Genomic DNA, 20,370 nt, shown 5'->3' with positions numbered 1-20,370 from the left:
TGCGTCACCATGCGGCCAAACCGGCCGCCCCTGCGCGGCCGCCGCAATCAAGGTGAGGCACGCTATGGACTACAAAGAAATTCTGTTTGCGCTGGAAGACGGGCTGGCCGTGATCACGCTGAACCGCCCGGCGAAGAAGAACGCGCTGACGAGCCAGATGCGTGCCGAGATCACCCATGCGATGCGGCTTGCGGGCCAGGAGGCGCGCGCCGTGGTGCTGACGGGCGCGGGCGGCTGCTTCTGCTCGGGCCAGGATCTGAGCGATGCGAGCAGCGCAGGCAGTCTTGATTTGGAGCGCACGCTGCGCGACGAATACACCCCGATGCTGGAAGCGGTCTATGACTGCCCGGTGCCGACGATCTCTGCCGTAACCGGCGCTGCCGCCGGGGCGGGGGCCAATCTGGCGCTGGCCGCGGATGTGGTGATCGCTTCGGAAAGCGCCTTTTTTATGCAGGCCTTTGCCCGTATCGGCCTGATACCAGACGCCGGCGGCACCTGGTTCCTGCCGCGGCAGATGGGGCTGGCCAAGGCAATGGGGGCGGCGCTGTTTGCAGAACCCATCACCGCGCGCCAGGCCAGCGACTGGGGCATGATCTGGGAAGCAGTGCCGGATGACCGGTTCGAAGCACACTGGCGCGCCCGCGCCGAGTACCTGGCCAACGGCCCGACCAAGGCGTTCGGCGCCATCAAAACCGCGTTGCGTGAAAGCTCCAACCGCACCCTGCCGGAACAGCTCTCGGCCGAGGCGCATCTGCAGGGCGAATGCGGCAAGAGCCGCGACTTTATGGAAGGCGTCACCGCCTTCATGGAAAAGCGCCCCGCGAAATTCGAAGGGCGCTGAGGCCGTTCCCTTTCCACGGTTGTTGGAATAGCCGTCAGGACAGCAGGGAACTCTCTGCTGTCCGCTCTACTATGCTGATGTCGCTGACCGACAGCAGGCCTCCTGCACCCGGCATCCGTGCGACAAGGGCGTTATCGGCAAACAGAAGTGCCGAGCCTTGGCCCCCGCCGGTCCCGTCTTCAAGATGCATGACGAAGAGGTCCGGCATCGTGCCCTCACCATCGTGCGAGTAGACAAGCACGTCTTCGGTGGGGTCGAAATCGGTGACAAAGACCGGGTCGTCATCGGATTGATGCCAGTCTCCGACTGCCAGCATGTCGTTGCCGCTGCCCAGGGATACAGTATCGCCTTCACCGGCGATCACGCTGTCATTCCCGCCGCCGCCTGACACGCTGTCTGCGCCGGTGTCGGTATCGGTGGCTGGCGTGTAATGCTCGTTGATGCTGGCGGGATCGGTAATGCTGCCTTCTGCAACGCCGCGGTAGAACCCCGCGAGCCCTTCGCCATCGAAGGTAGACGTCGCCACAATAAGGTCGTTACCGCTGTCGCCGTGCAGTGTGTCCGACCCGGAACCGTCAACCAGCAAGTCATTGCCGGACCCGCCGCGCAGGAAGTCGTCGCCGGATCCGCCGGTAAGGAAGTCGTCGCCGTCCATCCCGAAAATCCGGTCGTCGCCGCCGCGTCCCTCTGCCAAATCGTCGCCGCCGCGCAAGAAGATAGACTGATCCTGGCTGCCTCCGATGATGTCATTCGCTGCATCGGTGGCGGTAATGGTCGCGGCCTCGTTGCTTTCGTAATGCTCCGGTTCTGGATTGGAGCTTCCCTGACGTTCGTCTGTGTTCCCCTCCTCGGAATTTCCGCTGTCGTCATCGTCGTCCAGCAGCGCAAAAGTGCCCGCCGTGAGGCCCAGGCCAAGAAGAATGAGAAGTTCCATGAAATATCCTGCCGTCTAACCGCGCGGGAGGCATGGGAGTTTTTCCTGCCTCGGTCCCGCGCCCCTGAAATGCTTAAGAACTTCCTAAAAGGTTGTGCATTCTGCGTCAACTTCCCGTATGATTTGTGTCCTGTTTCCGGACGGCTGCCGTAACGCACCCGTACTGTTTCCTGACTGTGGAAAGCCGCGCGGGCGCCGGGATTTGCAAAAGCTACGGGATGCCTCGCGCTAGGGGCAATCTGCCCTTGGGAAACCTGCATACAGCGTAAAGAGTACGGTCAAAAAAAAAAACGCCCCGCAAAAGCGGGGCGCTCCGTGTCTCGTCTCGCAGCGGCGGTCAGCGGTTTTCAATGTCCACGTAATCGCGCAGGGTCTCGCCCAGGTACAGCTGGCGCGGGCGGCCGATCTTGTTCTGCGGGTCGGCAATCATTTCCTTCCATTGCGAGATCCAGCCGATGGTGCGGCTCACCGCAAAGATCGGGGTGAACATGGAGGTGGGGAAGCCCATCGCCTCGAGGATGATGCCGGAGTAGAAGTCGACGTTTGGGAACAGCTTCTTCTCGGCGAAATACGGATCTTCGAGCGCCTGCTTTTCCAGTTCCTTGGCGACTTGCAGGATCGGGTTGTCCTCGATCCCCATGAGGTCCAGCACTTCGTCAGCGGACTGTTTCATCACCGTCGCGCGCGGGTCGAAGTTCTTGTAGACGCGGTGGCCAAAGCCCATCAGGCGGAACGGGTCGTTCTTGTCCTTCGCACGGGCAATGAACTCGGGGATGCGGTCGACGGTGCCGATTTCTTTCAGCATCTCCAGGCAGGCCTGGTTGGCGCCGCCGTGCGCGGGACCCCAGAGGCAGGCGATGCCGGCCGCAATACAGGCGAAGGGGTTGGCGCCGGAGGAAGACGCCAGCCGCACCGTCGAGGTCGAGGCGTTTTGCTCATGGTCCGCGTGCAGGGTAAAGATCCGGTCCATGGCGCGGGCCACGATCGGGCTTACGTGATATTCCTCGGCCGGCACGCTGAAGCACATGTGCAGGAAGTTCGACGCGTAATCGAGATCGTTGCGCGGATAGACGAAGGGCTGGCCGATCGAATACTTGTAGGCCATCGCGGCAATCGTCGGCACCTTGGCGATAAGGCGGATCGCGGCGACCTCGCGCTGCCAGGGGTCATTCACGTCCAGGGAGTCATGGTAGAAGGCCGACATCGCCCCAACCACGCCGACCAGCGTTGCCATCGGGTGGGCGTCCCGGCGGAAGCCGCGGAAGAAGTTGTGCATCTGCTCGTGCACCATGGTGTGGCGGGTCACCCGGGTCTCGAAGTCCTCGAGCTGGGCCGCGGTCGGCAGCTCCCCGTAAAGAAGCAGGTAGCAGACCTCGAGGTAATGCGACTTGGCGGCCAGCTGGTCGATCGGGTAGCCACGGTGCAGCAAATGCCCGGCATCGCCATCGATATAGGTGATGGTGCTGTCGCAGCTGGCGGTCGAGGTGAAACCCGGGTCGTAGGTGAAGACCCCTGCCTGCGAATAGAGCTTGCGGATGTCGAGGACATCGGGCCCGGCCGTCGGCGAAAAAATGGGCAGCTCGTAATCCTTGCCGTTAAGGCTGAGCGTGGCAGATTTCTTGGTCTCGGTCATGGGCGTCCCTTCCTCTTACAGGCATCCAAGCGGCCGGTCCGGCCTCTTGATGCGGGGCAGCACCTGCGCGGATACGCGCAGGCGTGGTCATATCGGAGCAGGCTTACCTGGTGGTTAACGCCAGGTCAGCCCGTTGCGTCAGCAAGCCGGGCCAATGTCTCCTCGCGGCCCAGAACCAGCATCATGTCGAACACCGAAGGCGTTACCGCGCGGCCCGCCAGCACAGCCCGCAAGGGACCCGCCAGCTTGCCGAACTTGGTATCATGCGCTTCCGCAAAATCATTCAGAAGCACCTCCAGATCGTCACGGACCCAGCTAGCATTTTGCAACTGCGGCGTCAATTCTTCCAGTATACCATCGGATACAGATGCCAGCGCCTTTTCAGCTTTCTGATCCCGTTCAATAGGCCGTGAGGTCAGAACAAAGTGGGCTTTTTCAAGCAGTTCCGGAAAGGTGCGCGCACGGTCCTTCAGACAGGGCATGGCCCGCTCCAGCCCGGCTGACTGTGCGTCACTCAACGAAGGCTTGCCCGCCGCAGCAAGGTAGGCTTCGATCTCTTGCCGCAATGCAGCGTCATCGCTGATGGCAATGTGCTGGCCGCAGAGGTTTTCCAGCTTCTTGGTGTCGAACCGGGCCGGGCTCTTGCCAATGCCGTCGAGCCCGAACCACTCTTTGGCCTGGGCATCCGTGAAAAATTCGTCGTCGCCATGGCTCCAGCCCAGCCGGGCCAAGTAGTTGCGCATGCCGGCCGCCGGGTAGCCCATCGCCTGGTACTCCTGCGCGCCAAGCGCGCCGTGGCGCTTGCTGAGCTTCTTGCCGTCGGGCCCGTGGATCAGAGGGATATGCGCCCAGACCGGCACTTCCCAGCCCATCGCCTCGTAGATCATCATCTGGCGGGCGGCGTTGTTCAGATGGTCGTCGCCGCGGATCACATGGGTAACGCCCATGTCGTGGTCATCGACCACCACCGCCAGCATGTAGACCGGGGTGCCGTCCGAGCGCAGCAGGATCATGTCATCGAGCTGGTCGTTGCGGATCGTCACATCGCCCTGCACCTCGTCCTTGATGACCGTTGCGCCTTCCTGCGGTGCCTTGATGCGGATTACGTATGGCATGTCCGGGTGCGTGGCCGGATCGGCGTCTCGCCAGGGCGAGCGGTAGAGGGTGGACTTGCCCTCGGCCTTCGCCTGCTCGCGGAAGGCTGCAATTTCTTCCTGGGTGGCAAAACACTTGTAGGCCTTGCCTTCAGCCAGCAGCTGCTTGGCCACCCCGGCGTGGCGGTCTGCCCGCGCGAACTGGCTGATCACCTCACCGTCGTGGTCCAGGCCCAGCCATTCCAGTCCCTGCAGAATGGCCGCGGTCGCCTCCGGGGTAGAACGCTCGCGGTCGGTGTCCTCGATCCGAAGGAGGAACTTGCCGCCGCGGCCGCGCGCGAAAAGCCAGTTGAAAAGCGCAGTGCGGGCGCCACCGATGTGCAGGAAGCCGGTGGGAGAGGGGGCGAAACGGGTGACAACCGGTTTGGTCATGAGGGGGATTTACCTTTTGGAAACCGTGTGAGGCCTAGAGTTGCGTCTGTCTACCGGGCCAGAAGGCGGGGGGCAAGCATGCGGCTGGGACCAGCCATCGCGGATATGTTGCAACGGCAGCGGGGATATCTTCTCCCCTGGGTGCCGGTGTGGCTGGGCGCGGGGATCGGCCTTTACTTTAGCCTGAAATTCGAACCAGGCGCAGTGGAATATGCCGCTGCGGCCGCGGTTTTCTGTTGCTGCACGGGTCTCGCGCTGCGCCGCCGGGAGCTGGCTTTCCTGGCCTGGGCGCCGACGCTTCTTGCGGCCGGATTTTGCCTCGGCGGCGCGCGCGCCCACCACATTGCAGCGCCGGTGTTGGACTTCCGCTATTATGGTCCTGTCGAAGGGCGGCTGGTGGCGCTCGACCGCTCCCAGACCGGCGCGCTTCGGATGACGCTCGATCAGGTGCGGCTGGCGGACGTGCCGCCGCGGCGGACGCCCGCGCGGGTGCGTGTCTCGCTGATGGCGGCGGATCGGCTGCCCGTGCCCGGGTCGCGGGTAATGACGACGGCGCACCTGCTGCCGCCGCAAGGCCCGGCCGAGCCCGGCGGCTTCGACTTCCGCCGCCATGCCTGGTTCCAGGAACTGGGCAGCCTCGGCTATACCCGGGTGCCTGTGCTGCTGGCGGAACCGGCGGGCGATGCGCTGGCGGTTGAGCGGCTGCGCCACCGCATCGCGAAAGCACTGCAGGTACGCCTCCCGGGTGAGGCAGGCGGCTTTGCCGCGGCGCTCATGACCGGGGTGCGCGGCGGCGTGCCAGACCCAGTCCTGGAAGCCCTGCGGCACAGCAATCTGGCGCATCTTCTGGCAATCTCAGGCCTGCACATGGGGCTGCTCACCGGGTTTGTTTTTGCCGCATTGAGGGTGGCGCTGGCGCTGGTGCCGCCCCTGGCGCTGCGTCTGCCGGGCAAAAAAATCGCGGCTGTGGCGGCGCTGACCGCAGGGTCGGGTTACCTGATGCTGTCGGGCGGCAATGTCGCGACCGAGCGCGCCTTTATCATGGTGGCAGTTATGTTTGCCGCGGTACTGCTGAACCGCCGTGCAATCACGCTGCGCGCGGTGGCGGTGGCGGCGGTGATCGTGCTGCTGCGGCGGCCGGAGAGCCTGCTCAGCCCTGGCTTCCAGATGAGCTTTGCCGCCACAACGGCACTGGTTGCTGTCTTTGGCTGGTTGCGTGAAGCGGAGATCAGCCTCGGCCCGCGCTGGCTGCGCCCGGTGGCGGCTCTTGTGATCTCCTCCGCTGTGGCGGGACTGGCGACCGCGCCCGTTTCTGCGGCCCATTTCAATACGCTGCCGCATTACGGGCTCCTGGCCAATTTGCTGGCGGTGCCGGTGATGGGATCGGTGGTGATCCCATCTGCGGTTCTGGCCGCCTGCCTGCTGCCCTTCGGGCTGGAGGGCGCGGCGCTGGCGGTGATGCGCTGGGGACTGGAATGGATCTTGGCGGTGGCTCGGAGCGTGTCGGGGCTGGAGGGCGCCTTGTCCGCGGTCGCGGCGCCGGGTCCGCGGGTGCTGCCCTTGCTGGCGGCAGGTCTGCTTTTCCTGGCCCTCTGGCAGGGGCGGATGCGGCTGGCGGGACTGCTGCCGGCGGCAGCGGCTTTCTGGCTCTGGCAGCAGGCGGAGCGGCCCTTCCTGCTGATCGCCGACACTGGCGGTCTCGTCGGAGTGATGGGGCCAGAGGGCCGGGCGCTGTCGCGGGCAAAGAGCCAGGGGTTCACTGCGGGCATCTGGCTGGAGAACGATGGCGATTTTGCCTCACAGGCCGATGCCGCTGGGCGCTGGCAGGCAGCCGGCAGCGGTCCGGCGGTGTGGCGCGGCCCCGCCGGGCAGCTGGTGCACGCGCCTGGCAAGCGCAAACTTGCCGCGGCGGGGCATTGCGGCCCGGGAGACATCCTGGTCTCAACAGTAACACCGGAGAGCGCGTTTCCGCAGGATGGCTGCCTGCTGCTTACGCCTGAGGACCTGATTCAGACCGGCAGTATCGCCATCAGTGCGGAAGGGAAGCTGCGCACCGCGCGGGAGGTGAGCGGTGCACGGCTGTGGACGGCACAGGGTGGGGCCAGACCGGCACAAAAACTGCCCTCCGTGTGGCCCCCAGCGGCCCGCCTTACGGCTCAGTAGCTGCGGATCAGGCCCACCAGGCGCCCCTGCACCTCGACCTTGTCCGCCGAATAGCGGCGGGTTTCATAGGCCGGGTTGGCGGCCTCCAGTGCGATCATGCGGCCCTCGCGGTAATAGCGTTTCAGTGTCGCTTCCTGACCTTCGACAAGGGCCACGACGATATCGCCATTGTCGGCGGTGCTCGCCTCGCGGATCACCACGATGTCGCCATCGTTGATGCCCGCCTCGATCATCGAGTCGCCGCGCACTTCCAGCGCATAGTGCTGGCCGCTGGAGGACAGCATCGCGCCCGGCACCGCGACCTGATGGGAAACCTGGCTGATCGCCTCGATCGGGACACCGGCGGCGATGCGGCCCATTACCGGCAGCTCCACCGCGGCGGGGCTGGAGGAGGCCGCCGGCGCAGTATCGGCCGCGCCCTGGCCGCCCTCGATTACCCGGGGAGCGAAACCCTGGGGCTCAGCCGTGCCGCCTAGGCTTTCAGGCAATCGGATGATCTCGATCGCGCGGGCGCGGTGGGCGAGGCGCCGGATGAAACCGCGTTCTTCAAGAGCGGTGATCAGCCGGTGGATGCCGGATTTCGACCTGAGGTCGAGTGCCACTTTCATCTCGTCAAAGCTGGGCGGCACCCCGTTGCGCTGCAGCCGGCCGTGAATGAATTCCAGCAAATCCAGTTGCTTCTTGGTGAGCATTTGTGGTGCCTCCGCGCCTCAAGGGTGTTTCATTTTGTTCTACGCATGTTCCCGTTTTGTGTCAACAGCTCTGCTCGGAGTTGCGGGGAAGGCAAAAACTGCGCCAAGCGCGGGGTTGTGGTGCGGCTGTCTTGGGAAAGGCCCGTGGGTTTTAAAGCGGTATATACTGCATTGCTTCACCTGCTTCCCGCGCGCCATCCTGCGGCGGGCGGATCAGAAGAGCGTCGGCGCGGGCCAGCACGGAGAGAAGGGCGCTGTCCTGGTTCCCGAAAGCGCGCAGGCCGTCGGCCCCGAGCGCCGCCCGCATGTAGTGCGCGCGCGGGCCATTGGGGCCAAGCGGCGCGGCGAGCGGGGCGGTGCGGGGCTCTTCAATCGCGGACAGGCCAAGCATCGCGCGGATCATCGGTGCCAGGAAGATGTGGCCGCAGACCATGGCGGAAACCGGGTTGCCCGGCAGCCCCACCATCGCCGCGCCATTGAGCCGGCCCGCCATCAGCGGCTTGCCCGGGCGCATCGCGACCTTGTAGAAGGCGCGTTCCATGCCGAGTTCCTGCGCAACCTTGCCGACCAGATCATGATCGCCGACCGATGCGCCGCCGATGGTCACCACCAGGTCCGCGCCCTCGGCGAGGGCAAAGGCGCTGCGCAGGGCGGTTTCGGTATCGCGGGCAATCGGGAGGATGCGGGCGCGGGCGCCAAGGGCTTCGAGCAGTGATTTCAGCCCGAAAGTATTGGAGGCGATGACCTGCTCCGGTCCGGGGGTGCCGCCGGGCATCACCAGCTCATCCCCGGTGGAGATCAGCGCCACTTCGGGCCGGCGTGTGACCGGAACCCGGGCGATGTTCATCGCGGCCAGCAAAGCAATATCCGCTGGAGCAAGCCGCCGTGGTGCTGTGATTGTTTCACCCGCCGGAAAATCCCCGCCTTGCGGGCGGATGTGAGTGCCGGGGCCGGGCGGGCTGGTGAGCGTGATGAGATCACCGCTGCGGGTCACGTCTTCCTGGATCACCACCTTGCCTGCCCCCTCCGGAACTGGGGCGCCGGTGAAGATGCGCACGGCCTGGCCCGCCCCGACGCGTCCCGGAAAGGCGTGGCCTGCCGCGGCTTCGCCGATTACCTTGAACATCGCGTGCTGCTCGGCCTCGTCGGCGCGGACCGCGTAGCCATCCATCGCCGAGGAGGCAAACGGCGGCTGGTCCCGGGTCGCCTGAACCTCGCGCGCCAGCACCCGGCCCGCGGCGTCTTCTAGCGGCACGTCTTCGCTGCCGAGCCGGGAGACCAGGGCGAGAAGTTGGCTGAGAGCGTCGCTGACGGAGATCATCTAGGCCTCGTAACGTCCTGATTTTCCGCCATCCTTGAGAATGACGCGGATGCCGCCGATCTGCATTGCCTTATCGGCCGCCTTGGCCATGTCATAGACGGTGAGCGCTGCGGTGGAGACGGCGGTGAGCGCCTCCATTTCGACGCCGGTCTGGCCGGTGGTCTTTACTGTGGCCTCGATGCGGATGCCGGGAAGGTCGGGGTCCAGCGTGAGCTCCACCGCAGCCTTGGTGACCGGCAGCGGGTGGCAGAGCGGGATCAGCTCCGGCGTCTTCTTCGCCCCCATGATTCCCGCCAGCCGCGCCACCGCCAGCACGTCGCCTTTCTTGGCGCGGCCTTCGGAAATGATTTCAAAGGTTTCCGGCGCCATGACGATGTGGCCTTCGGCGGTGGCAACGCGCGCGGTCACCGGCTTGTCCGAAACATCCACCATATGGGCATCGCCCTTAGCGTCGAAATGGGTGAGGCTCATTGCTCCGTCTCCCTACATTGCGCCCGGTGTCAGCGGGTTTGCCAGCAGCGCGCGGGTGGCGGCGGCCACGTCTTCCTGGCGCATCAGGCTTTCGCCGATCAGGAAGCTGCGGGCGCCATAGCGGGCCATGTCGGCGAGATCTTCGGGGGTGGACAGGCCGCTTTCGCAGACAATGGTGCGGTCTGCGGGCACCAGGCGGGACAGGGTGCGGGTGGTGTCCAGCGTGGTCTCGAAGGTTTTGAGGTTGCGGTTGTTGATGCCCACCAGCGGCGATTTCAGGTTGCAGGCGCGTTCCAGTTCGGCCTCGTCGTGCACTTCCAGGAGCACGTCCATGCCCCAGTCGAAGGCGCATTGCTCCAGCTCCGCCGCTTGCGCGTCGGAGACAGAGGCGAGGATGATCAGGATGCAGTCGGCGCCAAGCGCACGCGCCTCGGCGACCTGATAGGGGTCGTACATGAAATCCTTGCGCAGCACCGGCAGGCTGCAGGCCTCGCGCGCTTCCACCAGGTATTCCTTGGCGCCCTGGAAACTGGGCGTGTCTGTGAGTACCGAGAGGCAGGCAGCGCCGCCCGCCTCATAAGCCTTGGCCAGCTCGCCCGGGTTGAAATCGGCACGGATCAGGCCCTTGGAGGGGCTGGCCTTCTTAATTTCGGCAATCAGTCCGTAGCCGTCGCGGCTGGCCTGCATCAGCGCCTTGGCAAAACCGCGTGGGGCCGGGGCGTTCTGGGCCGCGGCCTCTACTTCCTCGAATGGTTTTGCTGCCTTGTCTGCGGCCACTTCCTCGAGCTTGTAGGCCTTGATCTTGTCGAGCACGTTTTCCGTCATTCCAGCGGCTCCGTTCATGCGTTCCAGTCTATCGCGGCAGCGCCGCGCGCGGCGAGCCAATTGTTCACTTTCGAAAATGGCTTTGACCCAAAAAAACCCCGCCGTGCCGAAAGCGGCGAGGGATGGGGGCTCTTCAGGATCAAGTGTTCGCCCGGTTTGATATGGGTTTCAAGCTTCTGCGCGGCATTGCCCCAGAAAATGTAAGCGGTGGGGCGGGCAGACGTCATCTCCAGCACCTGGTGCGCCAGATGGTGCCAGCCGAGATGCTTGTGGCCATTGGCTTCCCCGGCCGGTGCGGTGAGGGCAGTATTGAGGAGCAGAACGCCTTGGCGTGCCCAGCCGCGCAGGTCGCCGGTGGTGCGAATGACGCCAAGATCATCCTCCAGCTCTTTGAAAATATTGGATAAGGAACGCGGCAGCGGGCGCACGCCCGGCTCGGCCGAAAACGCCAGGCCATGGGCATGGCCGGGGGTCGGATAGGGGTCCTGGCCCAGGATCACTAACCGTGTGGCCTCCGGCGGGGTCAGTTGCAGAGCCGCAAAGCGCTGGTCCGTGGGCGGCACGACAGGTGCGTCCTCCGCCTCCAATGCGGCGGCGATGGCAGGCCAGTGGGTGGTGAAGAAAGGCAGGCGGGCCCAGCCGCCCAGCCCACGCGGCAGATCTGTCATGCTTCGGAAGTGATCCGGGCCAGCGCTGCGACCTTGGCCTTGGCGGCACCGCTGTCGATCGACTGTGCCGCCATTTCCGCGCCTTCCGTCAGGCTGCCGGCCTTGCCCGCAACCACCAGCGCGGCGGCAGAGTTCAAAAGCACCGCGTCGCGGTAGGCCGATGGCGCACCCTCGAGCAGCGCACGGAAGGCGGTGGCGTTTTCCCCGGGCGTGCCGCCGACGATGGCCTCGAAGGGATGTACAGGCAGCCCCGCATCCTCCGGGTGGATCTCCAGATCTCGGAGCGTGCCGGTTTCCTCCAGCGCGGACACCCAGGTGACGCCGGTAATGGTCAGCTCGTCGGTGCCATCGGAGCCATGCACCAGCCACGCACGTTCCGAGCCCAGCGTTTTCAGGGTTTCGGCCATCGGCCGGATCAGATCCCGGCTGAACGCCCCGGTCAGCTGGCGCTTGACGCCTGCGGGGTTGGTGAGGGGGCCGAGGATATTGAAGATGGTGCGGGTGCCGAGCTCGGTCCTGGTCGGCATGACGTGCCGGGTCGCGGGGTGGTGCATGGGCGCCATCATGAAACCGATTCCGGCTTCATTGATTGCCTTCTCAACCACTTCCGGGCCGACCATCACGTTGATCCCCATCTGCGACTGCAGATCGGCGGTGCCGGACTTGGAGCTGAGATTGCGGTTGCCGTGTTTGGCGATGACCACGCCCGCGCCCGCGGTGACAAAGGCCGTCGCGGTGGAGATGTTCAGCGTGTTCTTGCCGTCACCGCCGGTGCCTACGATGTCCATCGCGCCGGCCGGTGCCTTCACCGCGTTGCACTTGGCGCGCATCACCGAGGCGGCGGCGGCGTATTCGTCCACCGTTTCACCCCGGGTGCGCAGGGCCATCAGCAGACCGCCAATCTGGCTCGGCGTGGCCTCGCCCTCGAACAGCAGGGTGAAGGCCAATTCCGCTTCGGCGCGGGTCAGCGGCCGTTCGGCGGCCGCGCCAATCAGCGGTTTCAGGCGGTCACTCATGCAGGCACCTTCATAACGTCGAGGAAATTCTTCAGAAGCGCGTGGCCGTGTTCCGAGGCAATGGATTCCGGGTGGAACTGCACCCCGTGAATCGGCAGCTCCTTGTGCTGGAGCCCCATGATGGTGCCGTCTTCCAGCTCGGCAGTGATTTCAAGGCAATCGGGGAGGCTGTCGCGCTCCACCACCAGCGAGTGATAGCGCGTTGCTTCAAAGGGCGACGGCAAGCCTCTGAAAATTCCGGTGTTATTGTGATGCATCCGACCCATCTTTCCGTGCACGATCTCGTGGCAGCGCACCACTTTGCCGCCAAATGCCTGGCCGATGGTCTGATGGCCGAGGCAGACGCCCAGCAGCGGGGTTCGGGTCTCCGCCGCCGCTTCGGTGAGCGCAAGGCAGATGCCCGCCTGATCCGGGTCGCAGGGCCCGGGCGACAGCAGGATGCCCGCGGGCTGCATTGCCATCGCTTCCTGCACGTCGATGGCATCATTGCGGCGCACTTCCATTTCCGCGCCCAGCTCGCCCAGATAATGCACGAGGTTGTAGGTGAAGGAATCGTAGTTGTCGATCAGCAGCAGCATCTTGGCAGGCTCTTTTAAGGGCTGGCGGGCGGGGGCCGCGCCGCAGTATAGTGGCTGCAGCATACATGCTCAGGGATGCAGGGCAGCGTCAAGGGCAGGAAGGGCGTTTGACCGGGCCAGCTGCGGGCAGAGCAGAAGGCGCCGGGCTGGCGGTCTGGCGGCAAGGCTGGCAGGAAGGCCGGCAGGAAAGATTGAGAGGCAGGGCAGGCATGCGGGATTTTCTGGCGGGCGTGAGTGTCGGGGCTGTTCTGGCCGCGGGCGGGCTGGCGATGTGGTCGCTGTCGGTGCCGCTGCCGGAAACCGTTCGGGAGGTCGCGCAGACCCCGCCTGCAGCACCCGCGCCGGTGGCAGAAGAGGCTGAAAGCGTACCTGACGGGGCACCGGGCCGGGACGCGGATCTCGCCGGCGCCCTGCCAACGGTGCCGCAGAGCAGGGCCGAACGCGACGACCTGAGCGCGCTGGAAGGCGCAGATCTCATGCCTGCGCGGAAACCGGATGTGGGCAGCGGCTCCACTCCGGCTGCGCGCGCGGATCTGCCCGCGGCGGACCCCGGGCCCGGCCGGCAGCCGTCCGCCGGTGCCGCAGGTCCGGAAGCAGTAGAACCAGAAGGCCTTTCTGCGCCGCAGGCAGACAACGGCCCGGTTGTCGTGACCGTTGCGCCGCGGCCGCCCGCGCAGCAGCGTCCTGGTCAGACCGGGGGCACTCCAGGCAGCATGGAAGCGCCCCGGCCCGCGGCAGAGGTCGTGGCGGGGGCGGGCGGCGCCCCTGAAGCGCCTGCTATCGGCCAGGGCCCCGATGCGCCCCGCGGCACTCTTGGCCCCGCCAACCGCAACGCGCCCCAAATCGGCAGTGCGCCGGAGGCCACCCATTTGCCTGCGGTGACGGTCTTGCCGGGGACCGCCGAACCGGACCCCGGCGCGGAAGCAGAGGCGGCGGAGGCCAGCTCCGCACAAGATGAAGGCGCCTCCGGGGCTGCGGAAGGGCCGGGTATCGGCACGCCGGTGGTGCCGCTGACCGAGCGCGCTGCGACGCAAGCCGAGCCCAGCACGGCCCCGTTTGCCGATTTTTCGGTCCCTTTCTCCAATCCCGAAGGCCGCCCGCTGATGTCGATTGTGCTGATCGACGCGCCAGGCTCGCTGGGCGCCGAGGCGCTGGCGGACTTCCCTTACCCGCTGAGTATCGCAATCGACCCCGATGACCCGGAGGCGGAGCGGAAGATGGCCATGCACCGGGCGGCCGGGTTCGAGGTCCTGTTGCTTACGGACCTGCCGCGCAACGCAGCGCCGCAGGACGCGGAGACTGCGCTTGAGGTCTGGCGCACCCGCCTGCCCGAGGCGGTGGCAATCCTCGAAGGCGTGGAGACCGGCATCCAGGGCAACCGCCCGCTGGCCGATCAGGTGACCAATTTTGCCGCCGCGGCGGGGTATGGGCTTCTGACCCAGAACAGCGGGCTGAACACTGTGCAGAAGCTTGCACTGCGCGAGGGTGTGCCGGCGGGCGTTGTGTTCCGGGATTTCGACGGCGCTGGCCAGGACCCGCGCGCGATCCGCCGTTTCCTCGATCAGGCCGCGTTCCGCGCGAGGCAGGAAGGCGCGGTGACGATGCTGGGCCGGCTGAAGCCCGACACCGTGTCGGCGCTGCTGATCTGGGGCCTGCAGGACCGTGCAAACCAGGTGGCGCTGGCGCCGGTCTCGGCAACGCTGGAGGCGCAGCTGCCGGAGAAGTAGCCGGGCGGAAGCATGAACGGCGCCTCAAGTGGCGCCGGGTCTTCGGCGAAGGTATTCGGGTCAGACAGCGGCTGCGGCCGCGGTCTGCGCCGGGGTCAAAGATTGCCGTTGCCGGTGAACATTGCTGCGTCTGCGGCGGCACGGCGGATCGCGTTGGATTTGTGCACCGTTTCCATATACTCGGCTTCCGGGTCGCTGTCGTAGACAACACCGCCGCCGGCCTGGATGTAGAGGTTTTTGTCCTTCACGATGGCGGTCCTGAGCGCGATGCACATGTCCATGTCACCGCCTGCCGAGAAATAGCCGACACCGCCGCCATAAATGCCGCGCTTCTCCGGCTCCAGCTCGTCGATGATTTCCATCGCGCGCACCTTGGGAGCGCCGGAGACGGTGCCTGCGGGCATGCCGGCAAAGAAGGCGTCAAGCGCGTCCTTGTCCTCGGCCAGCTCGCCCACAACGTTGGAGACGATGTGCATCACGTGGCTGTAGCGCTCGATAATGAACTTCTCGGTCGGGCGCACGGTGCCGATTTTTGACACGCGGCCGGTGTCGTTGCGGCCGAGGTCCAGGAGCATCAGATGTTCGGCCAGCTCCTTCTTGTCGGCGAGCAGGTCTGCTTCCAGCGCCTTGTCCTCTTCCGGGGTGGCGCCGCGCGGGCGGGTGCCGGCAATTGGGCGGATGGTGACTTCCTTTCCGAACACCCGGACCAGGATTTCGGGGGACGCCCCGACGACCTGGAAGCCGCCGAAGTTGAAATAGAACATGAAAGGCGAGGGGTTGGTGCGCCTAAGCGATCGGTAGAGCGCAAACGGCGGCTGGCGGAATTCCTGCGTCCAGCGCTGTGCCGGCACCACCTGAAAAATGTCGCCTGCGCGGATGTACTCCTTGGCCTTCTCCACCGCAGCCATGTAGCCGTCCTTGGTGAAATTTGACAGCGGCGGAGCGATTTCATCCGCGCTGCCGAGATCGCGGGTTTCGGCGGGCATCGCGCGTTCCAGGTCGCGCACCGCATCCATCACCCGCTCCGCGGCCTGGGCGTAAGCCGCCTTGGCGCTCCGGCCCTCTGCGGCCCAGGCGGGGGAAACCACGGTGACCTCGCCCTTCACGCCATCAAGCACCGCAATCACCGAGGGCCGCAGCATCAGCGCATCCGGCAGGCCGAGCGGGTCCGGGTTCACGTCTGGCAGGTGCTCGACAAGGCGGATCATGTCGTAGCCGAGGTAGCCGAACAGGCCCGCCGCGGCCTGCGGCAGGTCTTCGGGCAGGTCGATGCGGCTTTCTGCGATCAGCGCACGCAGGTGGTCGAGCGGGTTGCCCTGCTGTTCGGCGAAATCCTCCGCATCAAAGCGCGCGGAGCGGTTCAGCGCGGAGGTCTCTCCGCGGCAGCGCCAGATCAGGTCCGGCTTCATCCCAATGATCGAATAGCGCCCGCGCACCTCGCCGCCGGTTACCGATTCCAGCATGAAGGCGTCCTTCTGGGCACCGGTCAGCTTTAGCATCAGGGACACCGGCGTGTCGAGGTCGGCGGCCAGGCGGGTGTAGACGACCTGGTTCTCGCCGGCTTCGTAAGCCTTTGCAAAGGTGTCGAAATCGGGGGTCAATGCCATCGGGTGCCGCCTCGTTTACTGGAAGTTCGCCTGCGCCGCGTTGAGCGCCTGCTGGTCGATCTGCGGTTCGGCCCGGGTCTGGACATCCTGCACGTAGGCGCGGAACAGCGCCTGGGCAAGCGATTGGTCAAGCTGGGCGCCAAGCGCCTCGGCCAGCATCTGCATGTCGTCGTTCTCGGCGGGCGGCAGGATGCCATCAAGCTGCACCACGACGGCGGAGGTTCCGCCCAGCACCATGCTGAAAGCGCCTTCTTCCATCTTGAAGACCTCTGCCATCAGGTCCGCCGGAACGGTTTCGATATAGGCGGTGCGGGTAAGACCGGTTTCCTCCTGCACCTCGGCATCTCCAGGAAAGCTGCCAGCTTCCTTGGCGGCTGCCAGCAGGGTTTCCGCCTCTTCGCGCAGCGCGGTGTTCAGGCGGTCGGCCTGCCAGGCTTCCAGCACTTTCCCGCGGGCATCTTCAAAGGGCTCAGGGCGTTCCGGGAGCACCTCGTCGAGACGCAGTGCAAAGACGCTGCCATCGTCGAGGAACGCCGCTTCGGGAAAGTCTTCGGCAGTGATTGCGGCGGCGGCGTTGCGGAAGCCTTCATAGGCAGCGATGCCCTCGCTGCTGTCTTCGGTCCAGTTCAGCCGGCCCAGCTCCATGCCGGTTTCTTTTGCCAGCTCCTCCAGCGTGGCGCCGCCTGCGAGCAGGTCGTCGATGGTTTCGGCCTGCGCTTCGATCTGGCGGCGGGCGCGGTCCGTGGCAAGCTCGTCGCGCAGCTCGGGCTCGGCCTGCTCGAAGGTGGTGACCTGGGCCTCCAGCTTTCCGTTCACGCGGTACAGCGCCGGGCCAAGAGCTGAGGGCAGGGGGCCGACAACCGAACCTACGCCGGCTGCAAAGACTTCGGCGCCGGCCGCGCCGAGGCTTTTCTCGGTGACATCACCCATGTCCACATCTTCAAGCGCCAGGCCGCGGTCAGCCACCAGGCTTTCAAAGGTGGCACCGCCGGATTCGATTTGGGCTTTGGCGGTGGCGGCAGCCTCCTCATTGGCGTAGACCAGCCGTTCCACCAGGCGGCGTTCGGGCTGCTGGTACTCGTTTGCGCGGTCCTCGAACAGCTTGCGCAGGGTGTCTTCGCTGACATCCATTTCGTCCACCAGCATCTCCGGGCGCAGCGCAGCGTAGGTCACTACCTTGGTTTCCGGCAGTGTGAAGAGGTCCGGGTTGGCGGCGTAGAAGGCTTTGAGGTCCTCGTCCGAGGGAGTTTCGGCGGTCAGCGCAATGTCATCGGCGTTGAGCTGCACATAGGAGAAGCTGCGGCGCTCGCCGATGTAACCGGTCAGCGTGTCTGTCAGGGCAGCGGGCATCTCGGTGCCCGTCATGATCGCCCGCTGGACAATTGTGCGGGCGGCTTCGCGGCGCAGATCTTCTTCGAACTCGGCCTCGCTCAGCCCGGCGTTCTCGAGCGCGAAGCGGTAGGCGCCGCGGTCGAAGCCGCCGTTGATGCCCTGAAAGGCCTGAATTTCGCCGAGTTCCTGCAGCAGGTTCTCGTCGCCGATGGACAGGCCGAGCTGCTTGGCTTCGTGGTCGAGCGCGGCGAGCGAAACGAGGCGGCCCAGCACCACGCGGTCGATTCCGAAGGCACTGAGCTGGGCGATCGTCACCGCCTGCCCGGACTGTGCCTGCAGGGCCTGTTGTTCGCGGCGCAGCTCCCGCACGTAGTCGCCGATGCTGACTTCCTCGTCTCCGACCTGCGCCACCGATGAGGCGGAGCTGGTGAAGTTCACGGCGCCAAAGCCCGCGAGGCCGACTATGAGCATCCCCATCAGGATCCAGACGAAGGTTTTGGATAGCTTTTTCATGCCTGCGGCCATGATGCCCTCTTCAATTTTTCTGTGCCCGCGGCGCTTGGCGCGGGGTGTGTTGCTGCCTGAATACGCGCCTGCCCGCGGCGGGGCAAGATGCGGCAGCGGGCAGGGGGTACGCTCAGGGCTGGAAGGTTTCCAAGCGCCGGAACAGCTCCGCGATTCCTGCGCGGTCCACATTGGCAAAGGCGATGCGGAACTGGCGCGCGCCGTCCGCGTCGCCCTCGGGCATAAACATGGAGCCCGGCAGCATCAGCACCGCGGCCTCGCGGACCAGTTTGCGGGCAAGGTCCTCGGACGCGGCGTCGAAGGGATGCTTTACATAAGCGAAGTAGGCACCGCATCCGAGCAGCTCCCAGCCGCGGGCGGCAAGCGCCGGAAAGCCCTCCACGATCGCGGCACGGCGGTCGAGGATTTCCTGCCGCTCGCCCGCCAGCCAGTCCTGCAGGTTCTCGATCCCCCAGCGTGCACCGATCTGGCCTAATTGTGCCGGGCAGATGGTGACGGTGTCGAGAAACTTCTCCATTTCGGACATTTTGGCCGGGGAGGCCACGACCGCTCCGACCCGGTGGCCGGTCAGCCGGTAAGCCTTGGAAAAAGAATAGAGGTGTAGCAGCGTGTCGTCCCAGTCCTTGCGCTGGAACAGTGCGTGCGGGGGACCTTCCCGGCTGTCGAAATCCCGGTAGGTCTCGTCCACCAAAAGTGCGAGGCCGCGGCTGCGGGCGAGATCGTAAAAGGCCTGCACCAGTCCGTCCGGATATTCGACGCCGCAGGGGTTGTTGGGGGTGATAAGCACGATGGCGCGAGTGCGCGGGGTGATCAGCGCCGCGGCAGCGTCCACGTCCGGCAGCATTGCGCCGCCGGCCTTCAGTGGAACGGCGGTGACGCCCATCATGTCGAGCCACATCTTGTGATTGAAGTACCAGGGCACCGGGATAATCACCTCGTCACCCTCATTGCACAGCGCCGAGATGGCCGCGGCAAAGGCCTGGTTGCAGCCAGCGGTGATACCCACCTGAGGCGGGAAAACCTCTCCGCCGTAGTGGCTGGAGATCTGCGCGGCCAGCGCCCTGCGCAGATCAGGATCGCCCAGCACCGGTCCGTAAAGATGGGCGTCTACCCTGTTCAGCGACGCCTCTGCCATGGCCCGGCGCAGCCCCTCGGGCGGGGCTTCGGCAGGGGCGGCCTGGCTTACGTTAAGCAGCGGGCGATCCGAGGTAAACTCGGCCCCGTCGAGCCAGCGGCGGGATTCAACGATGGGGGAGACGAAGGTATCCTGGGTGCGGCTGTTGTGCATGAACGGTTTCCTGGGGCCTGTCTGTCGTTAGGCGCGGCGCCAGCGCGCCTTGCGCCGCCCTGTCTGGCACGCCCCCCGCGGCGGCTCAAGGAAAATAGGCGGTTACGCGTCCGGCGTAATGCACGTAAAAAGGCGCGCCTCGCGAGGCACGCCTCAGCCAGCGTTTAGCGAGGACAGGATCAGTCTTTGCCGCGGTAGGGCTCGACATACTGCAGCGCCATGTCCCAGGGGAAGAAAATCCAGGTGTCCTGGCTCACTTCGGTGATGAAGGTGTCGACCATCGGGCGGCCTTGCGGCTTGGCGTAGACGGTGGCGAAATGCGCCTTGGGATAGAGCTTGCGGACCAGTTCCAGCGTCTTGCCGCTGTCGACCAGATCGTCCACCACCAGCACCCCCTCGCCGTCACCCATCAGCGCCTGGTCGGGGGATTTCAGCACCTCGGCCTCACCCTGGGCCTGATGGTGGTAGGACTGCACCGAGATGGTGTCGACGGTGCGGATGCCGAGCTCGCGGCTGACGATCATGGCCGGCGCCATGCCACCGCGGGTGATCGCCACTACCGCGCGCCAGGTGCCGTCGCCCGGGCCCTGCCCGTCGAGGCGCCAGGCCAGCGCGCGGGAGTCGCGGTGGATCTGGTCCCAGCTGATGTGAAAGCCCTTTTCATGCGGCAGGCGGTCGGTCATCACGATCTCCATGTTTTTTGCGCAGGCATACTCGAACAGCGCCGCAAAGGGAAGTGTGCTAGACTCCGAGGCATGAAACCCCGCTTGCTGACAAGCCGCTGGCGCGTGCCGGCCCGGATCGAGGACGTGTCCGAGGTGCTGGGTGATGTGACCCGTTTCCCGGAGTGGTGGGGCGACGTCTACCTCGACGTGCAGATCCTGGAGGCGGGCAGCGAGGATGGGGTCGGGCGCAGGGTGGCGTTCCTCACCCGCGGCCGACTGCCTTATACGCTGCGGTGGATCGGAGAAGTGACGGAGGCCAACCGCCCGCACGGCTGGAAAATCCGGGCCAGCGGCGATCTTGAGGGGCAAGGGATCTGGCGGCTGGTCCAGGAGGGCGAGACCGCCGATATCCGCTATGACTGGCGGGTGGCGGTGGGCAAGCCGGTGCTACGGCTGCTGGCGCCGGTCTTGTGGCCCGCCTTCGCGGCAAATCACCGCTGGGCCATGGCGCGGGGCCTGGAAGGGCTGCGCCGGGAGCTGGCCCGGCGCAGAAGCTGA

18 protein-coding genes are annotated in these 20,370 nt (G+C 65.7%); 4 read left to right on the top strand and 14 right to left on the bottom strand.

The window, feature by feature from the left end; all coding sequences use genetic code 11:
• Positions 1-64: 64 nt before the first annotated feature.
• Entirely contained in the window at positions 65-841 is a 777-nt protein-coding gene (locus ACOHWE_RS03245; protein WP_420664067.1) for an enoyl-CoA hydratase-related protein, read from the top strand.
• A gap of 34 nt (positions 842-875) precedes the next feature.
• On the opposite strand, the gene ACOHWE_RS03240 is transcribed toward ACOHWE_RS03245, so the two are convergent.
• The 3 genes from ACOHWE_RS03240 to gltX form a co-directional block, all read right to left on the bottom strand.
• Positions 876-1,775, bottom strand: coding sequence for a calcium-binding protein (locus ACOHWE_RS03240; protein ID WP_420664065.1), 900 nt, complete (start codon positions 1,773-1,775; stop codon positions 876-878).
• Positions 1,776-2,112: 337 nt separating this feature from the next.
• Positions 2,113-3,408, bottom strand: coding sequence for a citrate synthase (locus tag ACOHWE_RS03235; RefSeq protein ID WP_420664063.1), 1,296 nt, complete (start codon positions 3,406-3,408; stop codon positions 2,113-2,115).
• Between the two features lie 125 nt (positions 3,409-3,533).
• Positions 3,534-4,934, bottom strand: coding sequence for a glutamate--tRNA ligase (gene gltX, locus ACOHWE_RS03230; RefSeq protein ID WP_420664061.1), 1,401 nt, complete (start codon positions 4,932-4,934; stop codon positions 3,534-3,536).
• 141 nt (positions 4,935-5,075) lie between these two features.
• Here gltX and ACOHWE_RS03225 point away from each other — a divergent pair, with 141 nt between their 5' ends.
• Positions 5,076-7,097 (top strand): ComEC/Rec2 family competence protein, encoded by a 2,022-nt coding sequence (locus ACOHWE_RS03225; RefSeq protein WP_475682154.1) that lies wholly within the window; start codon positions 5,076-5,078, stop codon positions 7,095-7,097.
• On the opposite strand, the gene lexA is transcribed toward ACOHWE_RS03225, so the two are convergent.
• The 7 genes from lexA to ACOHWE_RS03190 all read right to left on the bottom strand — a co-directional run bounded on the left by lexA (position 7,091) and on the right by ACOHWE_RS03190 (position 12,668).
• The gene (gene lexA / locus ACOHWE_RS03220; protein ID WP_420664057.1) at positions 7,091-7,789 is read right to left on the bottom strand and encodes a transcriptional repressor LexA; all 699 of its coding nucleotides are present in this window, start codon (positions 7,787-7,789) and stop codon (positions 7,091-7,093) included. The genes ACOHWE_RS03225 and lexA overlap by 7 nt on opposite strands.
• A 151-nt stretch (positions 7,790-7,940) precedes the next feature.
• The gene (locus tag ACOHWE_RS03215) at positions 7,941-9,110 is read right to left on the bottom strand and encodes a molybdopterin molybdotransferase MoeA (RefSeq protein WP_420664055.1); all 1,170 of its coding nucleotides are present in this window, start codon (positions 9,108-9,110) and stop codon (positions 7,941-7,943) included.
• On the bottom strand, positions 9,111-9,581 hold the full coding sequence (gene moaC, locus ACOHWE_RS03210) for a cyclic pyranopterin monophosphate synthase MoaC (protein WP_420664053.1): 471 nt from the start codon (positions 9,579-9,581) through the stop codon (positions 9,111-9,113).
• Positions 9,582-9,593: 12 nt separating this feature from the next.
• A complete protein-coding gene (trpC, locus tag ACOHWE_RS03205; RefSeq protein ID WP_420664051.1) occupies positions 9,594-10,406 on the bottom strand; it encodes an indole-3-glycerol phosphate synthase TrpC in 813 nt (270 codons plus the stop codon).
• A gap of 14 nt (positions 10,407-10,420) precedes the next feature.
• Complete coding sequence (locus ACOHWE_RS03200; protein ID WP_420664049.1) at positions 10,421-11,074, bottom strand: uracil-DNA glycosylase; 654 nt, start codon at positions 11,072-11,074, stop codon at positions 10,421-10,423.
• Entirely contained in the window at positions 11,071-12,090 is a 1,020-nt protein-coding gene (gene trpD, locus ACOHWE_RS03195) for an anthranilate phosphoribosyltransferase (RefSeq protein WP_420664047.1), read from the bottom strand. Before trpD ends, ACOHWE_RS03200 begins: the two co-directional genes overlap by 4 nt.
• Positions 12,087-12,668, bottom strand: coding sequence for an anthranilate synthase component II (locus ACOHWE_RS03190; RefSeq protein WP_420664676.1), 582 nt, complete (start codon positions 12,666-12,668; stop codon positions 12,087-12,089). The genes trpD and ACOHWE_RS03190 overlap by 4 nt, the downstream gene beginning before the upstream one ends.
• 209 nt (positions 12,669-12,877) lie before the next feature.
• Between ACOHWE_RS03190 and ACOHWE_RS03185 the strand changes: the two genes are divergently transcribed.
• Positions 12,878-14,395: a divergent polysaccharide deacetylase family protein gene (locus ACOHWE_RS03185; protein ID WP_420664045.1), complete on the top strand. Its 1,518-nt coding sequence runs from the start codon at positions 12,878-12,880 to the stop codon at positions 14,393-14,395.
• Between the two features lie 95 nt (positions 14,396-14,490).
• Here the strand turns inward: ACOHWE_RS03185 and trpE are convergent, their stop codons facing one another.
• The 4 genes from trpE to gpt all read right to left on the bottom strand — a co-directional run bounded on the left by trpE (position 14,491) and on the right by gpt (position 19,830).
• Positions 14,491-16,002, bottom strand: coding sequence for an anthranilate synthase component I (gene trpE / locus ACOHWE_RS03180; RefSeq protein ID WP_420664043.1), 1,512 nt, complete (start codon positions 16,000-16,002; stop codon positions 14,491-14,493).
• Between the two features lie 15 nt (positions 16,003-16,017).
• Positions 16,018-17,859, bottom strand: coding sequence for a peptidylprolyl isomerase (locus ACOHWE_RS03175; protein ID WP_420664041.1), 1,842 nt, complete (start codon positions 17,857-17,859; stop codon positions 16,018-16,020).
• 112 nt (positions 17,860-17,971) lie between these two features.
• The gene (locus ACOHWE_RS03170) at positions 17,972-19,147 is read right to left on the bottom strand and encodes an aminotransferase (protein ID WP_420664040.1); all 1,176 of its coding nucleotides are present in this window, start codon (positions 19,145-19,147) and stop codon (positions 17,972-17,974) included.
• A 179-nt stretch (positions 19,148-19,326) separates the two neighbouring features.
• Positions 19,327-19,830, bottom strand: coding sequence for a xanthine phosphoribosyltransferase (gpt, locus tag ACOHWE_RS03165; protein ID WP_420664674.1), 504 nt, complete (start codon positions 19,828-19,830; stop codon positions 19,327-19,329).
• Positions 19,831-19,902: 72 nt separating this feature from the next.
• On the opposite strand from gpt, the gene ACOHWE_RS03160 reads away from it, so the two are divergent.
• Positions 19,903-20,370, top strand: a complete 468-nt coding sequence (locus tag ACOHWE_RS03160; RefSeq protein WP_420664039.1) for an SRPBCC family protein — start codon at positions 19,903-19,905, stop codon at positions 20,368-20,370.

Source organism: Cribrihabitans neustonicus (genome assembly GCF_048820895.1).
GTDB classification, from domain to species: domain Bacteria; phylum Pseudomonadota; class Alphaproteobacteria; order Rhodobacterales; family Rhodobacteraceae; genus Cribrihabitans_A; species Cribrihabitans_A neustonicus.
The sequence above is the reverse complement of the archived record's forward strand: the minus strand, read 5'-3'. Positions and strand labels throughout refer to the sequence as shown.

Excerpts from the sequence above, each read along its gene's own strand:
- gltX (WP_420664061.1), bottom strand. The coding sequence starts at position 4,934 with ATGACCAAACCGGTTGTCACCCGTTTCGCCCCCTCTCCCACCGGCTTC.
- trpE (WP_420664043.1), bottom strand. The coding sequence starts at position 16,002 with ATGGCATTGACCCCCGATTTCGACACCTTTGCAAAGGCTTACGAAGCC.
- lexA (WP_420664057.1), bottom strand. The coding sequence starts at position 7,789 with ATGCTCACCAAGAAGCAACTGGATTTGCTGGAATTCATTCACGGCCGG.
- moaC (WP_420664053.1), bottom strand. The coding sequence starts at position 9,581 with ATGAGCCTCACCCATTTCGACGCTAAGGGCGATGCCCATATGGTGGAT.
- trpD (WP_420664047.1), bottom strand. The coding sequence starts at position 12,090 with ATGAGTGACCGCCTGAAACCGCTGATTGGCGCGGCCGCCGAACGGCCG.
- ACOHWE_RS03170 (WP_420664040.1), bottom strand. The coding sequence starts at position 19,147 with ATGCACAACAGCCGCACCCAGGATACCTTCGTCTCCCCCATCGTTGAA.
- ACOHWE_RS03245 (WP_420664067.1), top strand. The coding sequence starts at position 65 with ATGGACTACAAAGAAATTCTGTTTGCGCTGGAAGACGGGCTGGCCGTG.
- ACOHWE_RS03235 (WP_420664063.1), bottom strand. The coding sequence starts at position 3,408 with ATGACCGAGACCAAGAAATCTGCCACGCTCAGCCTTAACGGCAAGGAT.
- ACOHWE_RS03175 (WP_420664041.1), bottom strand. The coding sequence starts at position 17,859 with ATGGCCGCAGGCATGAAAAAGCTATCCAAAACCTTCGTCTGGATCCTG.
- ACOHWE_RS03200 (WP_420664049.1), bottom strand. The coding sequence starts at position 11,074 with ATGACAGATCTGCCGCGTGGGCTGGGCGGCTGGGCCCGCCTGCCTTTC.
- gpt (WP_420664674.1), bottom strand. The coding sequence starts at position 19,830 with ATGACCGACCGCCTGCCGCATGAAAAGGGCTTTCACATCAGCTGGGAC.
- ACOHWE_RS03240 (WP_420664065.1), bottom strand. The coding sequence starts at position 1,775 with ATGGAACTTCTCATTCTTCTTGGCCTGGGCCTCACGGCGGGCACTTTT.
- ACOHWE_RS03215 (WP_420664055.1), bottom strand. The coding sequence starts at position 9,110 with ATGATCTCCGTCAGCGACGCTCTCAGCCAACTTCTCGCCCTGGTCTCC.
- trpC (WP_420664051.1), bottom strand. The coding sequence starts at position 10,406 with ATGACGGAAAACGTGCTCGACAAGATCAAGGCCTACAAGCTCGAGGAA.
- ACOHWE_RS03190 (WP_420664676.1), bottom strand. The coding sequence starts at position 12,668 with ATGCTGCTGCTGATCGACAACTACGATTCCTTCACCTACAACCTCGTG.
- ACOHWE_RS03160 (WP_420664039.1), top strand. The coding sequence starts at position 19,903 with ATGAAACCCCGCTTGCTGACAAGCCGCTGGCGCGTGCCGGCCCGGATC.
- ACOHWE_RS03185 (WP_420664045.1), top strand. The coding sequence starts at position 12,878 with ATGCGGGATTTTCTGGCGGGCGTGAGTGTCGGGGCTGTTCTGGCCGCG.